Raw genomic sequence first — 16,749 nt, 5'->3', positions numbered from 1 at the left:
TGCGGAGCGCCGCTCGCGGTGGGTGAGCGTTCACTCACCTCTCGCGGAAGCGGCCCGCGGTGGGTGAGGGTTCACTCACCAACCGCGGGCGGGGCGGCGGCGCGGAAGCGAGGATGCTCAGACCTCGTCGGCCATCTTCTTGATCTTCTCGATCAGGGCGATGCGGCCCTTGTGGTCGCCCGCGATCGGGGTGACGTTCAGCGTGGTGACGCCGGACTCCTTCATCGCGGCGAGGCGCTCGCGGACGTGCCCCTCGGAGCCGATGAGCGACATCTTCTCCAGCAGCTCGTACGGGACCTTGGCGGCGGCCTCGTCCTTCTTGCCCGCGAGGTAGAGGTCCTGGATCTCCTCCGCCTCCTTCTCCCAGCCGTAGCGGCGGCAGAGGTTGTTGTAGAAGTTCTTGCCCTTGGCGCCCATGCCGCCGATGTAGAGGGCGGCCATCGGGCGGCCGAACTCCAGGAAGCCCTGCACGTCGTCGCCGATCGCGAGCGGGGCCTGGCCCACCACGTCCAGCTCGCCGAGGGACGGGTCGCGCTTGGCCCTGCCCGCCGCGAGCGCCTCGCCCCAGACGTCCTTGGCCTTCTCCGGCAGGTAGAAGATCGGCTCCCAGCCGTTGGCGATCTCGGCGGTCATCTCGACGTTCTTCGGGCCGATCGCGGCGATCAGGACCGGGATGTCCGCGCGCACCGGGTGGTTGATGATCTTCAGCGGCTTGCCGAGGCCGGTGCCCTGCCCCTCCGGGAGCGGGATGTTGTAGAACTTCCCCTCGTGCTGGAGGCGCTCGCGCCGCCACACCTTGCGGCAGATGTCCACGATCTCGCGCGTCCGGCCGAGCGGCGCGGTGTACGGGACGCCGTGGAAACCCTCGATCACCTGCGGTCCGGACGCGCCGATGCCGAGGGTGAACCGTCCTTCGGAGACGTAGTCCAGCCCGGCGGCGGTCATCGCCATCAGGGTCGGGGTCCGCGAGTAGATCTGGAGGATGCCGGAGGCGATCTCCAGCCGCTCGGTCTTCGCCGCGATGTAGCCGAGCTGGCTCACCGCGTCGAAGCTGTACGCCTCGGCGACGTAGACGATGTCGAGCCCGGCCTTCTCATAGTCGGCCAGCTCGGCGACGGTCTCCTTGAAGCCGCCCGAATAGTTCAGGGCCATCCCGATGCGCATGCCCGGCATCCTTCCCACTGACGTACCGAATCTGACTTCTGACGCGAATCCGCCCCGCCGCCGAAGCGGATTTTCCGCCCCGGAGGCGAGAGGCCGACCAGGAGAACCGGTGGCCGCCTCGCGCCTCCGGCCGAATCCGGTTCTGCTGGACGTAACGTAGCGGGTGGCGCCTACTCCGGCAGGGCCGGGCCTCGCAGCGCCGCGATGGCCGGCTTGTAGAGGCCCGTGCGGATGGCCTTCACGGTCGCGCCGTCCTTCCCGGCCAGCGACGCGGCCAGCTCGACCGCGGCGGGGAGGACGTCGGCCTCCGCCGCGACGCGCTGGACGATCCCGGCCTCGCGGGCCTGCTCGGCGGTGTAGCGGCGTCCGCTGATCATGGCCTCGTGCGCGACCGGCGCGGTGAGGCGGGACTGGATCAGGGCGCTCATGCCGGGCGTGAAGCTCATCCCGAGGTCCACCTCGGGCAGGCAGAAATATCCGCGATCATCGCGCATGACCGCGAAGTCGTGGGCCAGCGAGAGCATCGCGCCGCCCGCGAAGGCGTGCCCGTTGATCGCGGCGACGGTCGGCGCCGGGAGCTCCAGCAAGCGCGCGTAGAGCGCGTTCACCGACTCCAGGTACGGGACGAACTGCTCCCGGTTCGCGCCGAGCCACTCCAGGTCGAGGCCGTTGGAGTAGAACTTCCCGGCTCCCGTGGTGACGAGCGCCTTGGGCCCCTCGGCCCGCTCGACCTCGGTGAGCGCCTCGCCCGCGGCCGCGAGGAAGTCGGGGTGGAAGCGGTTCTCGCCCGCGTCCATCCGCAGGACGAACACGTCGCCCTCGCGCTTGAGTTCGATCACGATGCTCTCCCGTCCGATGACTGCCATCCGAACCCTACTGCTCAGTAACGGGCGGGAAGACCATGCAGGTGGTCGTGCCGTGCGCGACGAGCCGGCCGCGCTCGTCCACGACGCGGCCCTCGGCCGTCGCGACCCGCCGCCCGACGTGGATGGTCGTCCCCTCGCAGGTCAGCCGCCCGCCCTCGGTCGACACCGCGCGGACGAAGTTGACCTTCAGCTCCAGCGTCGTGTAGCTCGCGCCGTCCGGCAGCGTGGTGTGGACGGCGCAGCCCATCGCCGAGTCCAGCAGCGTGGACAGGATGCCGCCGTGCACCGTCCCGAGCGGATTGGCGAACCGCGCGTCCGGCGTCAGCGCGAACACCACGCGGCCCGGCTCCAGCGTCTCGGCGGTCATGCCGAGCAGCGCGCCGACGCCGATCCCCGTCTCCGCGCCCATGTTGATCGCCTGCTTGAGCTGTTCCAGACCCGCGGTCACCGTCCACCCTCCACCCGGTTGCGACCTCGACGGCTATGACGACCGTCATGCCCCAGCGTCGCTATGACGCTCGTCATGGTCAACCCGCGAAGCTTATGATGAATGTCATAATCGCTGGTATGGGTACCGACAGCCGGGAACGCATGGTGCGCAGCGCCGCCTACCTCTTCCGCGAACGCGGCTACTCCGGGACGGGCTTCCGGGACGTCATCGCGCACAGCGGGGCCCCGCGCGGCTCGATCTACCACCACTTCCCCGGCGGCAAGGTGCAGCTCGCCGAGGAGGCCGTCCAGTACGCGGGCGAGTTCCTCAACGCCGGCATCCAGGCCGCCGTGGAGAGCGGCGACGCCGCCTCGGCCGTGGACGCGTTCGTCGGCTGGTGGCGCGGCGTCCTGCTGAAGAGCGAGTTCCGCGCCGGATGCCCCGTGGTGGCGGTCACCGTCGAGTCCCACGACGACGCCCCGCAGCTGGTCAAGGCCGCCGCGAGCGCCTTCGCCCGCTGGCAGGACACCCTCGCCACCGGCCTGGAGAACGCCGGCGCCTCCCCCGGCCGAGCCGCCCGCCTGGCCACCCTCATCGTCTCCGCCGTCGAGGGCGCCACCATCCTCTGCCGCGCCGAACGCGACCTCCGCCCCCTGGACGCCGTCGTCGCCGAACTGAAGGCCCTCACCCGCACGGCCGTCGAGTAACCCGACACCCCACCCGAAAGACCCCGAGCGCCCCGCCCCGACTCACCCCAACCTCAACCCCGCCCGAACCAGCCCAGCTTCCCCGCCCGACCCCAGCTCCCCCTTAGCGGATGTGCTGACTGGATGCTCCAACGGACACGTGTCCGCGTGAAGCCTCCAAAGGCACACAGATGCTCAATCGAGCGCATGCGCGCAGCGCTGCAACAAAAGCGCAGGACCTGCTCGATAGGACGCCGGGCTGCTCGATAGGACGCTGGGCTGCTCGATCGAACACGTCGCTGAGCGCTTGAGCGGACGGGCGCGTGTTGCTCCGGCGTGACGTATCGCGGGGCGGGGGCTGGGTCAGCCGCGCGGGGGCCGGGTCAGCCGCGGGGGGGCTGGGTCAGCCGCGGGATTCTTCGGCCAAGAGTTCGGCTATCGCCTGGAGGGCCAGGACGTAGGATATGAGGCCGAAGCCCGCGATGGTGCCGGTGGCCACGGCGGCCACGACCGAGGTGTGGCGGAACTCCTCGCGGGCGGCCGGGTTGGAGATGTGCACCTCGACGAGGGGGGCGGTGCGCTGGGCGAGGGCGTCGCGGAGGGCGTAGGAGTAGTGGGTGAAGGCGGCGGGGTTCAGGACGACCGGGAGGCGCTCGTCGGCGGCCTGGTGGATCCAGCCGATCATCTCGGCCTCGTCGTCGGTCTGCCGGACGTCGACGTGGAGGTCGAGGCGGCGGCCGGTCTCGCGGCAGAGGGCGACCAGGTCGTCGAAGGTGTCGGCGCCGTAGACGTCCGGTTCGCGGGTGCCGAGGCGGCGCAGGTTCGGGCCGTTCAGGACGAGGACGGAGTTCACGGGGCGACCCTCCGGTAGGCGGCGGCGAGCAGGTCCTCGGACGGCCCTTCGAGGCGTCCCGGCTCGGCGAGGCCGTCGAGGACGACGAAGCGGAGCGTCGTGCCGCGCGACTTCTTGTCGATGGTCATCGCGGCGCGCAGCACGTCCCACGCGCCGGCGTCGTAGGTGGTCGGCAGGCCGACGGACGCGAGGACGCGCTCGGTGCGGCCGACCAGGTCGGACCGTCCGGCGAGGCGGGCCAGCTCGGCGGCGTAGACCATGCCGATCGCGACGGCGTGACCGTGCCGGAACCGGTAGGCCTCGGCCTTCTCGATCGCGTGCGCGAGGGTGTGGCCGTAGTTGAGGATCTCCCGGAGCCCGCTCTCCTTGAGGTCGGCCGAGACGACGTCGGCCTTGACCTGGACGGCGCGTTCGACGAGTTCGAGCGTGTGCGGGCCGTCCGGGCGGGCGGCGCCGTCGGGGTCGTCCTCGACCAGTTCGAGGATCTTCGGGTCGCGAATGAACCCGGCCTTGATCGTCTCGGCGAGGCCGCTGACGTAGTCGACGCGGTCCATGGAGGCGAGCGTGGACAGCTCGCACAGCACTCCGGCGGGCGGGTGGAACGCGCCGACCAGGTTCTTCCCCTCGGGGATGTCGATGCCGGTCTTGCCGCCGACCGCCGCGTCCACCATCGCGAGCAGCGTGGTCGGGACCTGCACGACCTTCACGCCGCGCAGCCAGGACGCGGCGGCGAACCCGGCGAGGTCGGTGGTCGCGCCGCCGCCGACGCCGACGACCGCGTCCGTCCGGGTCATGCCGAGCCGGGCGAACGACGACCAGAGCCCGGCGAGGACGCCGACGTCCTTGGCCGCCTCGCCGGACGGCACCGCGAGCTCGTGCACCGCGTATCCGGCCGCGTTCAGCGCCGACGACACCGGGCGGACGAGCCGGGGCAGCGCCTCGTCGTGGACGACCGCGACCGTCCGGACCCGCTCGCCGAGCAGCCCCGGCAGCGCGTCGTGGACGCCTTCGCCGATGACGACGTCGTACGGGTCGGCCCCGCCGACGTGCACGCGCCGGGTCACTCGGCCGCCTCCAGCGCCGCGACGATCTCGTCCACGATCTCCTCGGGGGTGCGCTCGTCGGTCTTCACCCGGACGGTGCCGAGCCGCTCGTAGATCGGGAGGCGCTCCTCCAGCAGCTTGCGGAGCTGGCTGCGCGGGTTGAGGACGAGGAGGGGGCGCGCCTGGTTCAGCCCGATGCGCTTGACGGCCTCGGCGAGCCCGACCTCCAGGTAGACGACCGTGTGGCCGTCGGCGAGGAGCTCCTGCGTCTCGGCGGCCAGCACCGCGCCCCCGCCGAGGGCGACCACGCCGTCGTGCTCGGCGACGGCGGTGGCGACGGCGGCGCGTTCCAGCTCGCGGAACCGCTCCTCGCCGTCGTCCACGAAGATCTCGCCGATCGGCTTGCCCGCGGCGGTCTCCACGTCGGCGTCGGTGTCGCGCAGCGGGACGCCGAGGCGGGCCGCGAGAGCGGTGCCGACGGTGGTCTTGCCGGAGCCGGGCGGGCCGATGATCACGGCCTTGGGACGGGCCATCGTTTCCTCTACTTGATCGTGAGGGAGGACAGGTATCCGGTCAGGTTGCGGGTGGTCTCCTCGACCGAGTCCCCGCCGAACTTCTCCAGCGCGGCGTCCGCGAGGACGAGCGCGACCATCGCCTCGGCGACCACGCCGGCGGCCGGGACCGCGGTCACGTCGGACCGCTGGTTGATCGCCTTGGCGGGCTCGCCGGTCGCGACGTCGATGGTGTCGAGGCGGCGCGGGACGGTCGAGATCGGCTTCATCGCGGCGCGCACGCGCAGCGGCTCGCCGGTGGTCATGCCGCCCTCGACGCCGCCCGCCCGGTTCGTCCGCCGCCGGACGCCGTCGCCGGTGTTGTCGATCTCGTCGTGCGCGCGCGAGCCGGGGCGGCGGGCGGTCACGAAGCCGTCGCCGACCGCGACGCCCTTGATCGCCTGGATGCCCATGAGGATCCCGGCGAGGCGGGCGTCGAGACGCCGGTCCCAGTGGACGTGGCTGCCGAGCCCCGGCGGGAGGCCGTAGGCGAGCACCTCGACGACGCCGCCGAGCGTGTCGCCCTGCTTCTTCAGCTCGTCGATGTGCGCGACCATCTTCGCGGACGCGTCGGCGTCGAAGCAGCGGACGGGCGACTCGTCCACTGCGGCGAGGTCGTCCGGACCGGGCGCGACACCTTCCGGTGCGTCGATCTCACCCAGTGAGACGACATGGCTCACGACGTCCACGCCGAGAGCCTGCTTGAGGAACGCCTTGGCGACCGTGCCGAGCGCCACGCGCGCGGCCGTCTCCCGCGCGCTCGCCCGCTCCAGGACGGGCCGCGCGTCGTCGAACCCGTACTTCTGGATGCCGACGAGGTCGGCGTGGCCGGGACGAGGCTGGGTGAGCGGCGCGTTCCGGGCCTGCGCGGCCAGGACGTCCGCGTCCACCGGGTCGGCGGACATCACCGTCTCCCACTTCGGCCACTCGGTGTTGCCGACCTGGATCGCGACCGGTCCGCCGAGCGTGCGGCCGTGCCGGACGCCGCCGAGGATCGACACCTGGTCCTGCTCGAACTTCATCCGGGCGCCCCGCCCATGTCCGAGCCGCCGGCGGCGCAGGTCCTCGGCGATGTCCGCCGAGGTCACGCGCACACCGGCCGGAAGGCCCTCCACGATCGCGGTGAGGGCCGGGCCATGGGACTCCCCCGCGGTCAACCAGCGCAGCATGTCCACGATCCTATTGACTCCCCGGGCTCGCTCGGGCCCGGCGTCCAGCCTGTGAGACCCACCACCTTGCCGGGGCCGCCGCATCCCCGCTCGGTGCGGGGTCCGCATCATGGCGTCCTCTCGTCGATGCGGAGCGCGCACCCTTGGCTGCCGCGCCGGGGACGTCCCGATAAGCGAGGCGGACCGGGTGAGGCCCCCGCACGTCCGAGTGCGAGGGCCTTGTCACTCGGGTCAGTCCTCGTCCATGGACGGGTGGACGGCGAGCTTCGGGGCCGGGGTTCGGAGCCGCTTGGCCGGATCGGCGGGGGCGATGTCGGACGTGTCGACGGCGAAACGGCCGGTGGCCCAGGCCATGCCCGCGCCGAGCTGGCCGAAGATCGTCCGGTTGACGTTCCGCAGGTCGTCGCAGGCGGAGTGGTAGCACCAGTCGAGGGACTGCCCGGCCCGGCCGCCGAACAGCCGCGCCCACTCGGCCGTCTTGATCAGGTTCGAGCCGCTGGTCTCGCCGCCCGCCGGGATCCCGGCGGCGATGAACGGGCCGTAGTCGGAGCGCCCGTCGAAGTCGCGGCCGACGGTCGGCAGGCCGCGCGAGCCGTGGAAGTCGGTGAGGACCTTCTCGATCCGCGCCGAGCCCTCGGGACCCGGGCCCGCGCCCTCGTGGTCGCTGTCGTCGCCGTCGTAGACCATCCGGGCGAAGTTCGGCGAACCGATCATGTCGAAGTTGAGGTAGAGGGCCAGGTCCGCCCTGCCCTGCTCGGACAGGTGCGCCACGTAGTGGCCGGAGCCGAGGTCACCGTGCTCCTCCGCGCCCCACCAGGCGAAACGGACCTTGTTCCGGATCTGCTTGAAGTGCCGGGCGAGCTGGAGCGCGGTCTCCAGCTCCATCGCGCTGGACGAGCCGTTGTCGTTCAGGCCCGGTCCCTCGGTGACGCCGTCCAGGTGGGCGCCGAGCATGACGACGTTGTCGGCGCGTCCGGTCGGCGTCTCGGCGATCACGTTGAACGTGGTCACCGTCTTGGCCTTGCCGCGCAGGTCGACGGTGAGCGTGACCGGCCCGCGCGCGGCGTCGGCGGCCAGCGCCTCGGCCTCGCCGCGTCCGATGGACGCGACGGGGATCTTCACGTCCGCCGCGGTGAGGCGGGTGCGCAGGATCATGTCCGGGTTGGGGTTGTTGGTGTTGATCAGCGCGGCGGCGGCGCCCGCGGCGGCGGCCGCCTTCTGCTTGACCGTGTTGGTGCAGCCGCCCGCGTTGATCAGCGCGATCCGGCCGGTGTAGTCGGCCCCGGCGTAGTCGGACGGCTCGCAGCCGGGCGTGGCGTCCGTCCCGGACGGGACGACGGCGAGCCGCGCGGTCAGCCCGCCGTCCGGCGTGTTCGCCGAGAACCGCGCGACCAGCGGGTGCAGCGTCCGCGCGGACGGCGCGACGACCCGTCCCGCAGAGACGTGGAACTCGTAGTCGTCGTGAGTGAACGGCTGCCGGATCGGGCGGTACCCGGCGGCGCGCAGCCTGCTCTCGACGTACTCGGCGGACGCCACATGGCCCCGCGTTCCGGATGCCCGGATCCCGCCGTTGCGGTCGGCGATCCACTGGAGCGCCCGAAGGTGCCGCCAGGCGTTGTCCGTCTTCACCTCCCGGACGAGCTTGCGAGCGAGCCCGGTGTTCCCGGTCCGTCCCGAATCGGCGTGCGCGGCCGGTGCCATCCCGGCGGCGAGGGCCGCCGCCGCGAGCACCGCGACGGCACTCCTGCGGCGGTGCCGACCTCCGTGTCGGTCCGTGGGCGTCATCGCGCCTCCCTGTTTCACTCCTCGCGGAGCCGTTTCGCTCCTCGCGGAGCCCCCGATCGCGGATGTGAGTGGTCGAAATCGTCCCAATCAAGATCTTTTGGGTCAACGGTGGAGAATGCGGTGCATGACGACCGCGATCCGTGACGCACTGCTCGCCCAGGCCCTGACCTGCGAGCACGGCGGTTCCCCCATGTACGCCGAACTTTTGCGCCGCGCCGCCGACGAACCGGACGGCCCGATCGCCGCCGTCCTCTCGGACGGCCCGGACGCCGGCCGCTGCCTGCGCCTCCTCGGCGCCGTCCACCGGCTCGTCCTGGAAGGCCGCGCGCCCGACCTCGCCGCGCACTACCCGACCGCAGCCACAACGCCCACGAACGCCCTGGCTACAAGCGCGCCCCCACCCACGACAGGGGCCGGCACGACCAGGCACGCGACGGACGTCAGCACGGCCGGGGACGCGGCGAACACGAACGCGGCGATGAGCGGCGCGATCGCGTCCCCGACCACGACGAACACGAACACGAACACGACGAGCGTCAGCGCGGCCAGGGCCGCCACAGGCGCGAACACGACGACGGGCGCGACCACCGCGGGCGCGGCTGGAGGAGGGACGGCTGATCCGCTCGACGCGTGGCCCGCGTTCCGGGCGCTGCTCGCGGAGCGTCCGGACGAGGTGCGCGCCGCGATGGCCGGTGCCCCGCAGACCAACGAGGTCGGACGCGCCGCCCCGCTGGTCGGCGGCCTGCTCTCGATCATGGCGGCGATCGGTGAGCGGCCCGTCCGGCTGCTGGAGGTCGGGGCCAGCGCGGGCCTGAACCTGCGCGCCGACCACTACCGGTACGAGTCGGGCGGCCTGGGGTTCGGCCCGGCGGACTCACCCGTGGTGCTCCGAGACGCATGGCTCGGCTCACCACCGCCGCTGACCGGCGGCCTGTCGATCGTCGAGCGGCGGGGCTGCGACCTCGCGCCGGTGGATCCGGTCGCCGACGCGGTCCGGCTGCTGTCGTTCGTCTGGCCCGACCAGCACGAGCGGGTCGCCCGGCTGCGGGGCGCGCTGGAGATCGCGGCGCGCGTCCCGGCGACGGTCGTGCAGGCGGACGCCGCGACATTCCTCGCCGACCTTGAGCCGCGTCCGGACGTGGTCACGGTCGTCTGGCACTCGCTCATGTGGCAGTACCTGTCGCCCGCCGAACAGGCGCAGGTCACGGCCTCGATCGAGCGCGCCGGATCGCTCGCAACCCCGGACGCGCCGGTCGCCCACCTGTACCTGGAGCAGGCGAACGACGCCGATTTCCACAGCCTCCCCGTGCTGACGCTACGGCTCTGGCCACACCACGGCGGCGAGCGACGCATCCTCGCCGACACCCCGCACCACGGCGTCCCCGCAACTTGGCGTTAGCGCGCCAGCGCCAGTTCGGCACATGCGCATGCCATAGCCGAGCTCAACCACGCTCCGCCTAACAGAGATCAGCTCCGCTGGGTCGCGCCCGGACGCTTTCCGGCGCGCCCCAGCCCGCGCGGTAAAGCCGCCCAATCGCGGCGCGGCCAAACCACGCGTTCCCGCAGCAATTCAGCCGCCCGGACACGGCGCGCACGAGCCGCCCGGACACGGCGCGCACGAGCCGTCCGGACGCAGCCCAGTCGAGCTCCTCGGACGCGGCACAGTCGAACCATCCGATCGCAGTGCGACCGAGCAGTCCGGACACGGCGCGGTCCGCGCCACGCCGTCCACTCGCCGCCCTCAGCCTGGCGAACCCGGCGCCGTCCTCGGCCTCGTCAGTCGGCGGCGAGGTCGGGCTCTACATGCGCACCGCCCGAGGGCACGCCGCCAGAGGACACGCCACCGGAAGGCACACCACCAGTAGGCACGCCGTCCGAGAGGACGCCGCCGGAGAGCAGGCCATCTGCGGACATGTCGAACATCGACGTGGCGTCGATGTTGTACGCCGAGGCCTGGAGGCTGTACAGGTCCGCGTACAGCCCCTTCTGTGTCATCAGTTCGGCGTGCGTGCCGTGTTCGGTGACCTGGCCGTTCTCCAGGACGTAGATCCGGTCGGCGTGCCGGACGCTGGCGAGGCGATGCGTGATCAGCAGGACGGTCCGTCCGTGCTCGGCCGCGTGCGTGCGGATCTGCTCGAACAGCCGATGTTCGGCGCGGGCGTCCAGCGCGGCGGTCGGTTCGTCGCAGATCAGCAGCGGCGCGTCCCGGTAGAAGCCGCGCGCGGCGGCGAGGCGCTGCCACTGCCCGCCGGACAATTCCTGCCCCTGTTCGAAGCGCTTGTCGAGCAGCGTGTCGTATTTGAACGGAAGCGTCTCGATCACCTCGTCCGCGCCCGAGCCGGACGCGGCGTCGTGGACGGCCCGGCGCGCGGCGGGGACGCTGAGGTCGTCGCCCATCGCGATGTTGTCGGCGGCGGTCATGGGCCAGTGCGTGTGGTCCTGGGCGACGACCGCGATGTCCCGGCGCAGCACGTCCGGGTCGAGATGCGTGACGGCGATATCGTCCCAGCGGACGACGCCGTTCTCCGGCGTGTACAGCCCGGCGAGGATCTTCGCGAGCGTCGTCTTGCCCGAACCGTTCTCCCCCACCAGCGCGACGACCTCGCCGCGGCGCAGGTTCACCGAGACGTTCCGCAGCGCCGGTCCGTCCGCGCCCGGATAGGTGAACGTGATGTCCTCGACGCTGATCGTCCGAAAATCGCGCAGCGAGACGCCATCCGTCGTTCGTTCGAGCATCTCGTGTTCACGTTTGATCGAACGCTCGGCCCTCTCGACGTAGCTGAGGTAGTCCGCGAAGTACAGACCGTCCTCATAGGTCCGGTTCAGCGCGTGGACGAGGTTCAGGAGCGACTGCTGACCCGTCCGGATCGCCAGCACGGCCGTCCCCGCGACGGCCAGCGGCATCATCCCCTGCCACAGCAGCACACCGAGCACCCCGTACAGGACGGCCGTCGCGACGCCCCGCAGCACGTCCCCGTACACCTGCGTGAGCGTCCGCCGCCGGGCCACCCCCACCAGGACGCGCCGGACATGGTCGGCGAGCGTCCCGTACTGACGCAGCAGATGCGGCCGCACCGTGAACGACCGGACCTCGGCGGCATGGTCGCGCCCGGTCATCAGGTCCGTCATGATCCAGCTCCGCCGCCGCGCCTCCACCAGCGACAGCTGCGCCAGATACCCCAGGCGCGCCGACCGGACGGCCGCCCACGCCTCCGGCAACGCGGTCAGCACGAGCAGCGGCAGCAGCACCGGATGCAGCACCCCGAGCGCCCCGGCCGCCGCCGCGACCCCGACCACGGCCGTCCCGAGATCCACCGCGTTGTCGACCATGGACGACGCCGAGTCGAGCCCGCGCAACCGCGCCCGGTGCAGCGCGTCCTGATGATCGGCGTCGTCGAACCAGGCCAGGTCGATCGCCGTCGTCGCCTCGTAGAGCCGCTGCTCCACGATCCGCTCGACCTGCGGTCGCAGGCGCGCCTGCGACCACTGCGCGAGCAACGAACACGACGCCCGGACGGTGATCGCCGCACCGACCAGCACGAGCGCCGGCGCCGCCGCGCGCACCCGGTCCGGCGTCGGCCCGGCCGCGAACAGCGCCGTCAGCACCCGCGTCGTCGCGAGCAGCCCGAACGCGGTGAACACCCCGGCGACCGCGTTGAACACGACCGTCACCACGAGATCTCGCCTGCTGGCCCGCCACCCCAGCCGCGCCACCTGCCCGATCAGCCGCGGCAACTGCCGCGTCATGGTGAGCATGTCCGTCCGCGCCATCTGGGCCGCCCGCCCGTACCAGCCGCTGGGCTCCGACAGTTTCGGCCCCAGCAAGGCCCCGCTCTGACCGTTCTCGTGCGGGCTCTGACCGTTCCCTTGCGGGCTCTGACCGTTCTCGTGCGGGCTTTGACCGTCCTCCCCGACGCTCTGACCGCCCTCCTCCGGGCACTGATCGCCCTCGCCGACGTCGACACCGCCGTCAGCCTCACTTCGCGACCGATCGGTCGTCGGACGCGCCCGTCGTCTGATCAGCCTCATCCGGCGTCCCCACCGCCCTCCGCCCCTGCCGAGCCCCGTCGGCGCGGCATCTCCAACGGCGAGTAGGTACCCGGCCGCCCCTCCCCACCTACGCCCGACAAGCGAAAGGTGCCGTGAATGTGACCCCCACCGCCGTCCCCGCCCGCCCCTCCCGCCCCTCCCGACCAGCGGCCACGCCCACCGAACAGGCCAGACATCTCCCCCAACAACCCCGGCATGCAAACCAGATCCTGCGAAGACCGCAGCCCGCAACGCCCCACTACAAAAGCCCGTTAAGCGCCAAGCCCAGACCACCCCCACGAAGCCGCAGCGAGGCCCCGGCTCGGCGCTTCAACCTGCGAGTGCCATCCCGCGCGGCGACTCAACTCCGGAGAAGGGACGCCAACGGCTGCGCACTGCGGACAGGACGTCGTTGCGCCCGGAAACCCATCAGCGAAATCCTCACCACGCGAATCCCGGACACGCCAAAGCTTCAAACCCGCTCAAGCACCGGAACGCCCGAACGCTCCGGATGACAGCTCGACCGGCAACGGCTCACCAGCGCAACCCCGCAGAGACGGGCTCAGCCGGCAAATGCTGCGCGATGCGCGCCGGCCCAGTCGGCGAAAGAGCGGGGCGGACGGCCCAGGACGCGCTCCACATCATCGGTCACCCGCTCGTTGCCGCCGGAGGCGACAAGGCGCGAGCCCTCGACGGCGGTCGTGACGAAAGCCGGGTCAAGCCCCGCCTCGGTAAGGCGCTCACGGTATTCGTCCAGCGACAACGGCACCGTCCGGACGGGACGACCGACGACCGTCCCCAACGTCTCCGCCATCTGCGGGACGCTGATCGCCTCCGGCCCGGTCAGCGTGTAGGTCCGTCCATCGTGCTCGGACGATACGAGCGCCCGCGCGGCGACCTCGGCGACATCGGCCGGATCGACGACGCCCTGCCGCCCGTCGCCCATCGTGTTCGGCACCGGCTGCCCGGCACGGATCGCGTCAGCCCAGCTCAACGTGTTGGACGCGAAGCTGGACGGCCGCAGGATCGTCCAAGCCAGCCCGCTTCCCTTCAGTGCACGCTCCCCGGCCAGATGCCAGTCTCGATCTTCCGGATGGTCACCGGTGCCGATCGCGGACAGCTTCACCACTCTCCTCACCCCCGCGGCCCGCGCCGCCGCCACAACCGCCGCGTCATTCCGTGGAATCCACGGCCCGGGAGCGCTGAGCATGAAGATCGCATCAGCCCCTCTCGCCGCGTCCTTCAGCGTCGCAGGCTCATCGAAGTCCGCCCGGACGGCCTCCACACCGTCCGGGAATGTCGCCTTCGCCAGATCGCGCGTCACCGCGCGGACCTGCTCGCCCCACGCCGCCAACACCCTGACCAGCTCTCGACCGACGGTTCCGGTCGCACCCGTAACGAGAATCACGGCCTCAGCCTCTCGGCCGGACGACCGTCCCCTCTTGGAAAATTCGGCACGTCCGCAACCCTCGTCGCGGCGGGTAGCGTGAGGGCGTGTTGATCGACGCGGTGGAGGAGCTGAGCGCCACGGCCGCAGCCGGGCTCACGCATCTGCCGGACACCGCCACCTCGCTGATCTTCCGCCTCACCACGACAGGACGGGCCGACCTGCTGGTAGCCGGTCCGCGCACCCGCGCCGCCTACTTCTCCGGCAAGGACCTGCCCGTCTGCGTCCGAGCGCGGCTGCGTCCCGGCGTGGCACGCGCCGCCCTGGGCATGCCGATCACCGAACTGGTGGATCGAGTCGTCCCGCTCACCGACGTCTGGCATCCGGCGGACGCATCGCATCTGGAGCACCGCCTCAGCACTCTCGACGGCGATCCGGCACTGATCGCCGAGCAACTCGACGCGGCGTTGCGCGCGAAACTCGTAGCCCAATCGACGCACAGCCCCGACTCCTCGCCGAACGTTCGCTTTTCGAACGACGCACGCCTCGTCCACGCGGCGGCACACGACCTGGCGTCCGCGCGACCGACCCGCTTGCCCGACCTCGCGCATCGCCTGGCCATCAGCGAGCGCCGCCTCCGGAGTCTGTTCACCGAGAACGCAGGACTGCCACCGAAGGTGTTCACCCGCATCAACCGCCTGCGCGCCGCGCTGACCAAGGGCTCCTCCGAACGTCTCGCCCAACTCGCTGCGACCACCGGCTACTACGACCAGTCCCATATGACGGCGGACTTCCGCGCCATGCTCGGCGTCTCCCCCGCCGCCTTCTTCGCGGGCCGGCTCCCCACTCCGTCCACCTGCTGAAGCACCACCGCCCCCGACCGAACGCTCAGACGATCAAAACTCGATCACCGCGAACACCGAACGCCCGAGCGATCACCTTCCGCACCTCCCATGCGCGGAATCCAGGGCGCACGCACACTGCCAAACCTCAGGCGCACCCCCACACCGCAACGCTCATCGAGCATGCACATCCTCAATCAAGATTGCGCACGCACGCCCTGCATCACCGCTCACACGCACTCCGCCCCGCCCACTCCTCACGCGTGGCCCCCATCGCCCACGCACATCCTCGAAGCGCTGGCACGAACTCAATCTCTCGAACCACCGACGCCCACGCACGTCCCCGCACGGCCAATGCAGGCTGAACAGCCCAGGCGTCTTCCCAGTCCGCCGCCAGTGCGCTCGGCGAACAGCGAACGATCGGTGTTCACACACGAACAGCAAACGATCGACGCTCACACATGAACACGACTCGCCCGGCGGCGTCGGCTCGAACATCGCGCCCGAAGCCGCCACCCGGCGCCCGAGGGGCTCGACGCCGCCGAGCGGGTCGCGTCACCGAAGTGTCGCGTCCCCCGAGGTCAGGACTCCCAGAGCATCGCCAAGGGACCCTGGCGAGAACGGAAGGCGTCCACGAACAGGCGGTGGTCGTCGCGGACGATGGCGGCATAGCCGGTGCCGAAGGCGACCATCGCCTCGACGAAGTCGTTCTCGTCCGGGCCGATCGCGGCGGACACGGCCTCCTCGACCTGGAACCCGACCAAGGTGTGGTCGGAGTCGCGGTCGGAAACACAGTGGATCTTGGCGGTGGCGCGACCCAGGTGCTCCAGGACGGGGACCATCTCGTCCGGCTCGGTGAGCGCGGACCAGTCGAGGTCGGCCTCGTACGGAGAGAGTTCCTGGACGACGTAGCCGATGCCGTCCAGTTCGGCGTAGCCGAGCCACGGGTCGGTGGCGGCCTGGAGGGCGCGCCGCGAAACCGCCGTGCGGTGCCCGTGATGCTGGAAGTAGTCGCGGATGACCGGGTCGTCCACCACGCGCGAGGGAGCCGCGACGTTGCCCTGCTTCATCGACAGAACGACATCGTTCTCCAGCGCCTGCGTCTTGCCCTCGACGAGGATCGTGTAGGACGACAGCCCCGCCGAGCCGATCCCGAAGCCGGACGAGCCGACGACGTCCTTCACCGTGTACGTCAGGCTGCCGAAGCGCCGGTCGTGCGGGATCGTGTCCAGGTAGCCCTCGTACGCCTTCTCTACCCGCGCACGTTCGGCGTCGTCGAGCCGCCGCACGCCCGGGCCGTCCGCGAAGCGCCGCTCGTCCCGCTCGACCAGCGTCATCGAGTCCAGAAGCGCGACGCGCGTGGACCTGAGCGCATCGATCAGGACGTCTCGAACGTAACCGTCGGCGGTGTCCAGCGTGATGGCGAACTTCTCATCGCCTTCGTGCGTGGCGAAGTATCGGACCTGGTCCACGTACGCCCGCACGTACGTTTCGATCAGCCGCCGGATGGACGCGTCCGAGATCGCCTTTCCCCACGCCAGCAGCGCCAGGCTGGCCACGAACCGCTTCACGTCCCAGGTGAAGTGCCCGAGATACGCCTCATCGAAATCGTTCACATCGAACACGAACACGCCGTCGGCGCTCATGTACGTGCCGAAGTTCTGCGCGTGCAGATCACCCTGGATCCAGACGCGGGACGTCCGTTCGTCCGCCCAAGGGTCGTCGTCGCGCACGATGTCCGCGTAGAAGAGCGGGGCGCTGCCTCGATAGAACGCGAACGGGTCGGCCGCCATGCGGCGGAACCGGCGCCGGAACTCCGCCGGGCTGCGCCGCATCAGGTCGCGGTACGCCTCCACGAGGACGTCCACGATCCGCTCCTGACGCTCCTCAGGCGTCAGGTCGCGCAGAACCTCGGTGATGCTCGCCATCCGGCACTCCTCCATG

General features: G+C 71.2%; 14 protein-coding genes. 3 read left to right on the top strand and 11 right to left on the bottom strand.

Annotated features, from left to right (window positions below; all coding sequences use genetic code 11):
- Window positions 1–117: 117 nt before the first annotated feature.
- The 3 genes from ACFPCY_RS11255 to ACFPCY_RS11245 all read right to left on the bottom strand — a co-directional run bounded on the left by ACFPCY_RS11255 (window position 118) and on the right by ACFPCY_RS11245 (window position 2,478).
- Window positions 118–1,164, bottom strand: a complete 1,047-nt coding sequence (locus ACFPCY_RS11255; RefSeq protein WP_378254068.1) for an LLM class F420-dependent oxidoreductase — start codon at window positions 1,162–1,164, stop codon at window positions 118–120.
- 170 nt (window positions 1,165–1,334) lie between these two features.
- Window positions 1,335–2,003, bottom strand: coding sequence for an enoyl-CoA hydratase/isomerase family protein (locus ACFPCY_RS11250; protein WP_378255115.1), 669 nt, complete (start codon window positions 2,001–2,003; stop codon window positions 1,335–1,337).
- 34 nt (window positions 2,004–2,037) lie between these two features.
- On the bottom strand, window positions 2,038–2,478 hold the full coding sequence (locus ACFPCY_RS11245; protein WP_378254066.1) for a PaaI family thioesterase: 441 nt from the start codon (window positions 2,476–2,478) through the stop codon (window positions 2,038–2,040).
- 119 nt (window positions 2,479–2,597) lie between these two features.
- On the opposite strand from ACFPCY_RS11245, the gene ACFPCY_RS11240 reads away from it, so the two are divergent.
- On the top strand, window positions 2,598–3,167 hold the full coding sequence (locus tag ACFPCY_RS11240; protein ID WP_378254065.1) for a TetR/AcrR family transcriptional regulator: 570 nt from the start codon (window positions 2,598–2,600) through the stop codon (window positions 3,165–3,167).
- A 382-nt stretch (window positions 3,168–3,549) separates the two neighbouring features.
- On the opposite strand, the gene aroQ is transcribed toward ACFPCY_RS11240, so the two are convergent.
- The 5 genes from aroQ to ACFPCY_RS11215 form a co-directional block, all read right to left on the bottom strand.
- A complete protein-coding gene (aroQ, locus tag ACFPCY_RS11235) occupies window positions 3,550–3,999 on the bottom strand; it encodes a type II 3-dehydroquinate dehydratase (protein WP_378254062.1) in 450 nt (149 codons plus the stop codon).
- Complete coding sequence (gene aroB, locus ACFPCY_RS11230; protein ID WP_378254060.1) at window positions 3,996–5,063, bottom strand: 3-dehydroquinate synthase; 1,068 nt, start codon at window positions 5,061–5,063, stop codon at window positions 3,996–3,998. Before aroB ends, aroQ begins: the two co-directional genes overlap by 4 nt.
- Window positions 5,060–5,575 (bottom strand): shikimate kinase, encoded by a 516-nt coding sequence (locus ACFPCY_RS11225; protein WP_378254058.1) that lies wholly within the window; start codon window positions 5,573–5,575, stop codon window positions 5,060–5,062. The genes aroB and ACFPCY_RS11225 overlap by 4 nt, the downstream gene beginning before the upstream one ends.
- 8 nt (window positions 5,576–5,583) lie before the next feature.
- Entirely contained in the window at window positions 5,584–6,762 is a 1,179-nt protein-coding gene (aroC, locus tag ACFPCY_RS11220) for a chorismate synthase (RefSeq protein ID WP_378254056.1), read from the bottom strand.
- Window positions 6,763–6,993: 231 nt separating this feature from the next.
- Window positions 6,994–8,547: a M28 family peptidase gene (locus ACFPCY_RS11215; RefSeq protein ID WP_378254054.1), complete on the bottom strand. Its 1,554-nt coding sequence runs from the start codon at window positions 8,545–8,547 to the stop codon at window positions 6,994–6,996.
- A gap of 124 nt (window positions 8,548–8,671) precedes the next feature.
- On the opposite strand from ACFPCY_RS11215, the gene ACFPCY_RS11210 reads away from it, so the two are divergent.
- On the top strand, window positions 8,672–9,946 hold the full coding sequence (locus ACFPCY_RS11210) for a DUF2332 domain-containing protein (RefSeq protein WP_378254052.1): 1,275 nt from the start codon (window positions 8,672–8,674) through the stop codon (window positions 9,944–9,946).
- Between the two features lie 377 nt (window positions 9,947–10,323).
- Here the strand turns inward: ACFPCY_RS11210 and ACFPCY_RS11205 are convergent, their stop codons facing one another.
- Window positions 10,324–12,372, bottom strand: a complete 2,049-nt coding sequence (locus ACFPCY_RS11205) for an ABC transporter ATP-binding protein (RefSeq protein ID WP_378254050.1) — start codon at window positions 12,370–12,372, stop codon at window positions 10,324–10,326.
- A gap of 766 nt (window positions 12,373–13,138) precedes the next feature.
- Entirely contained in the window at window positions 13,139–13,984 is an 846-nt protein-coding gene (locus tag ACFPCY_RS11200) for an NAD(P)H-binding protein (RefSeq protein WP_378254048.1), read from the bottom strand.
- A gap of 86 nt (window positions 13,985–14,070) precedes the next feature.
- Here ACFPCY_RS11200 and ACFPCY_RS11195 point away from each other — a divergent pair, with 86 nt between their 5' ends.
- Complete coding sequence (locus ACFPCY_RS11195; RefSeq protein WP_378254046.1) at window positions 14,071–14,826, top strand: helix-turn-helix domain-containing protein; 756 nt, start codon at window positions 14,071–14,073, stop codon at window positions 14,824–14,826.
- 560 nt (window positions 14,827–15,386) lie between these two features.
- On the opposite strand, the gene ACFPCY_RS11190 is transcribed toward ACFPCY_RS11195, so the two are convergent.
- Complete coding sequence (locus tag ACFPCY_RS11190; protein ID WP_378254044.1) at window positions 15,387–16,733, bottom strand: DUF2252 domain-containing protein; 1,347 nt, start codon at window positions 16,731–16,733, stop codon at window positions 15,387–15,389.
- Window positions 16,734–16,749 lie beyond the last annotated feature (16 nt).

The organism is Actinomadura gamaensis, assembly GCF_042652125.1.
Classification (GTDB): domain Bacteria; phylum Actinomycetota; class Actinomycetes; order Streptosporangiales; family Streptosporangiaceae; genus Spirillospora; species Spirillospora gamaensis.
Note: the sequence above shows the minus strand (reverse complement) of the source record. Positions and strands in the feature narration are given on the sequence as shown.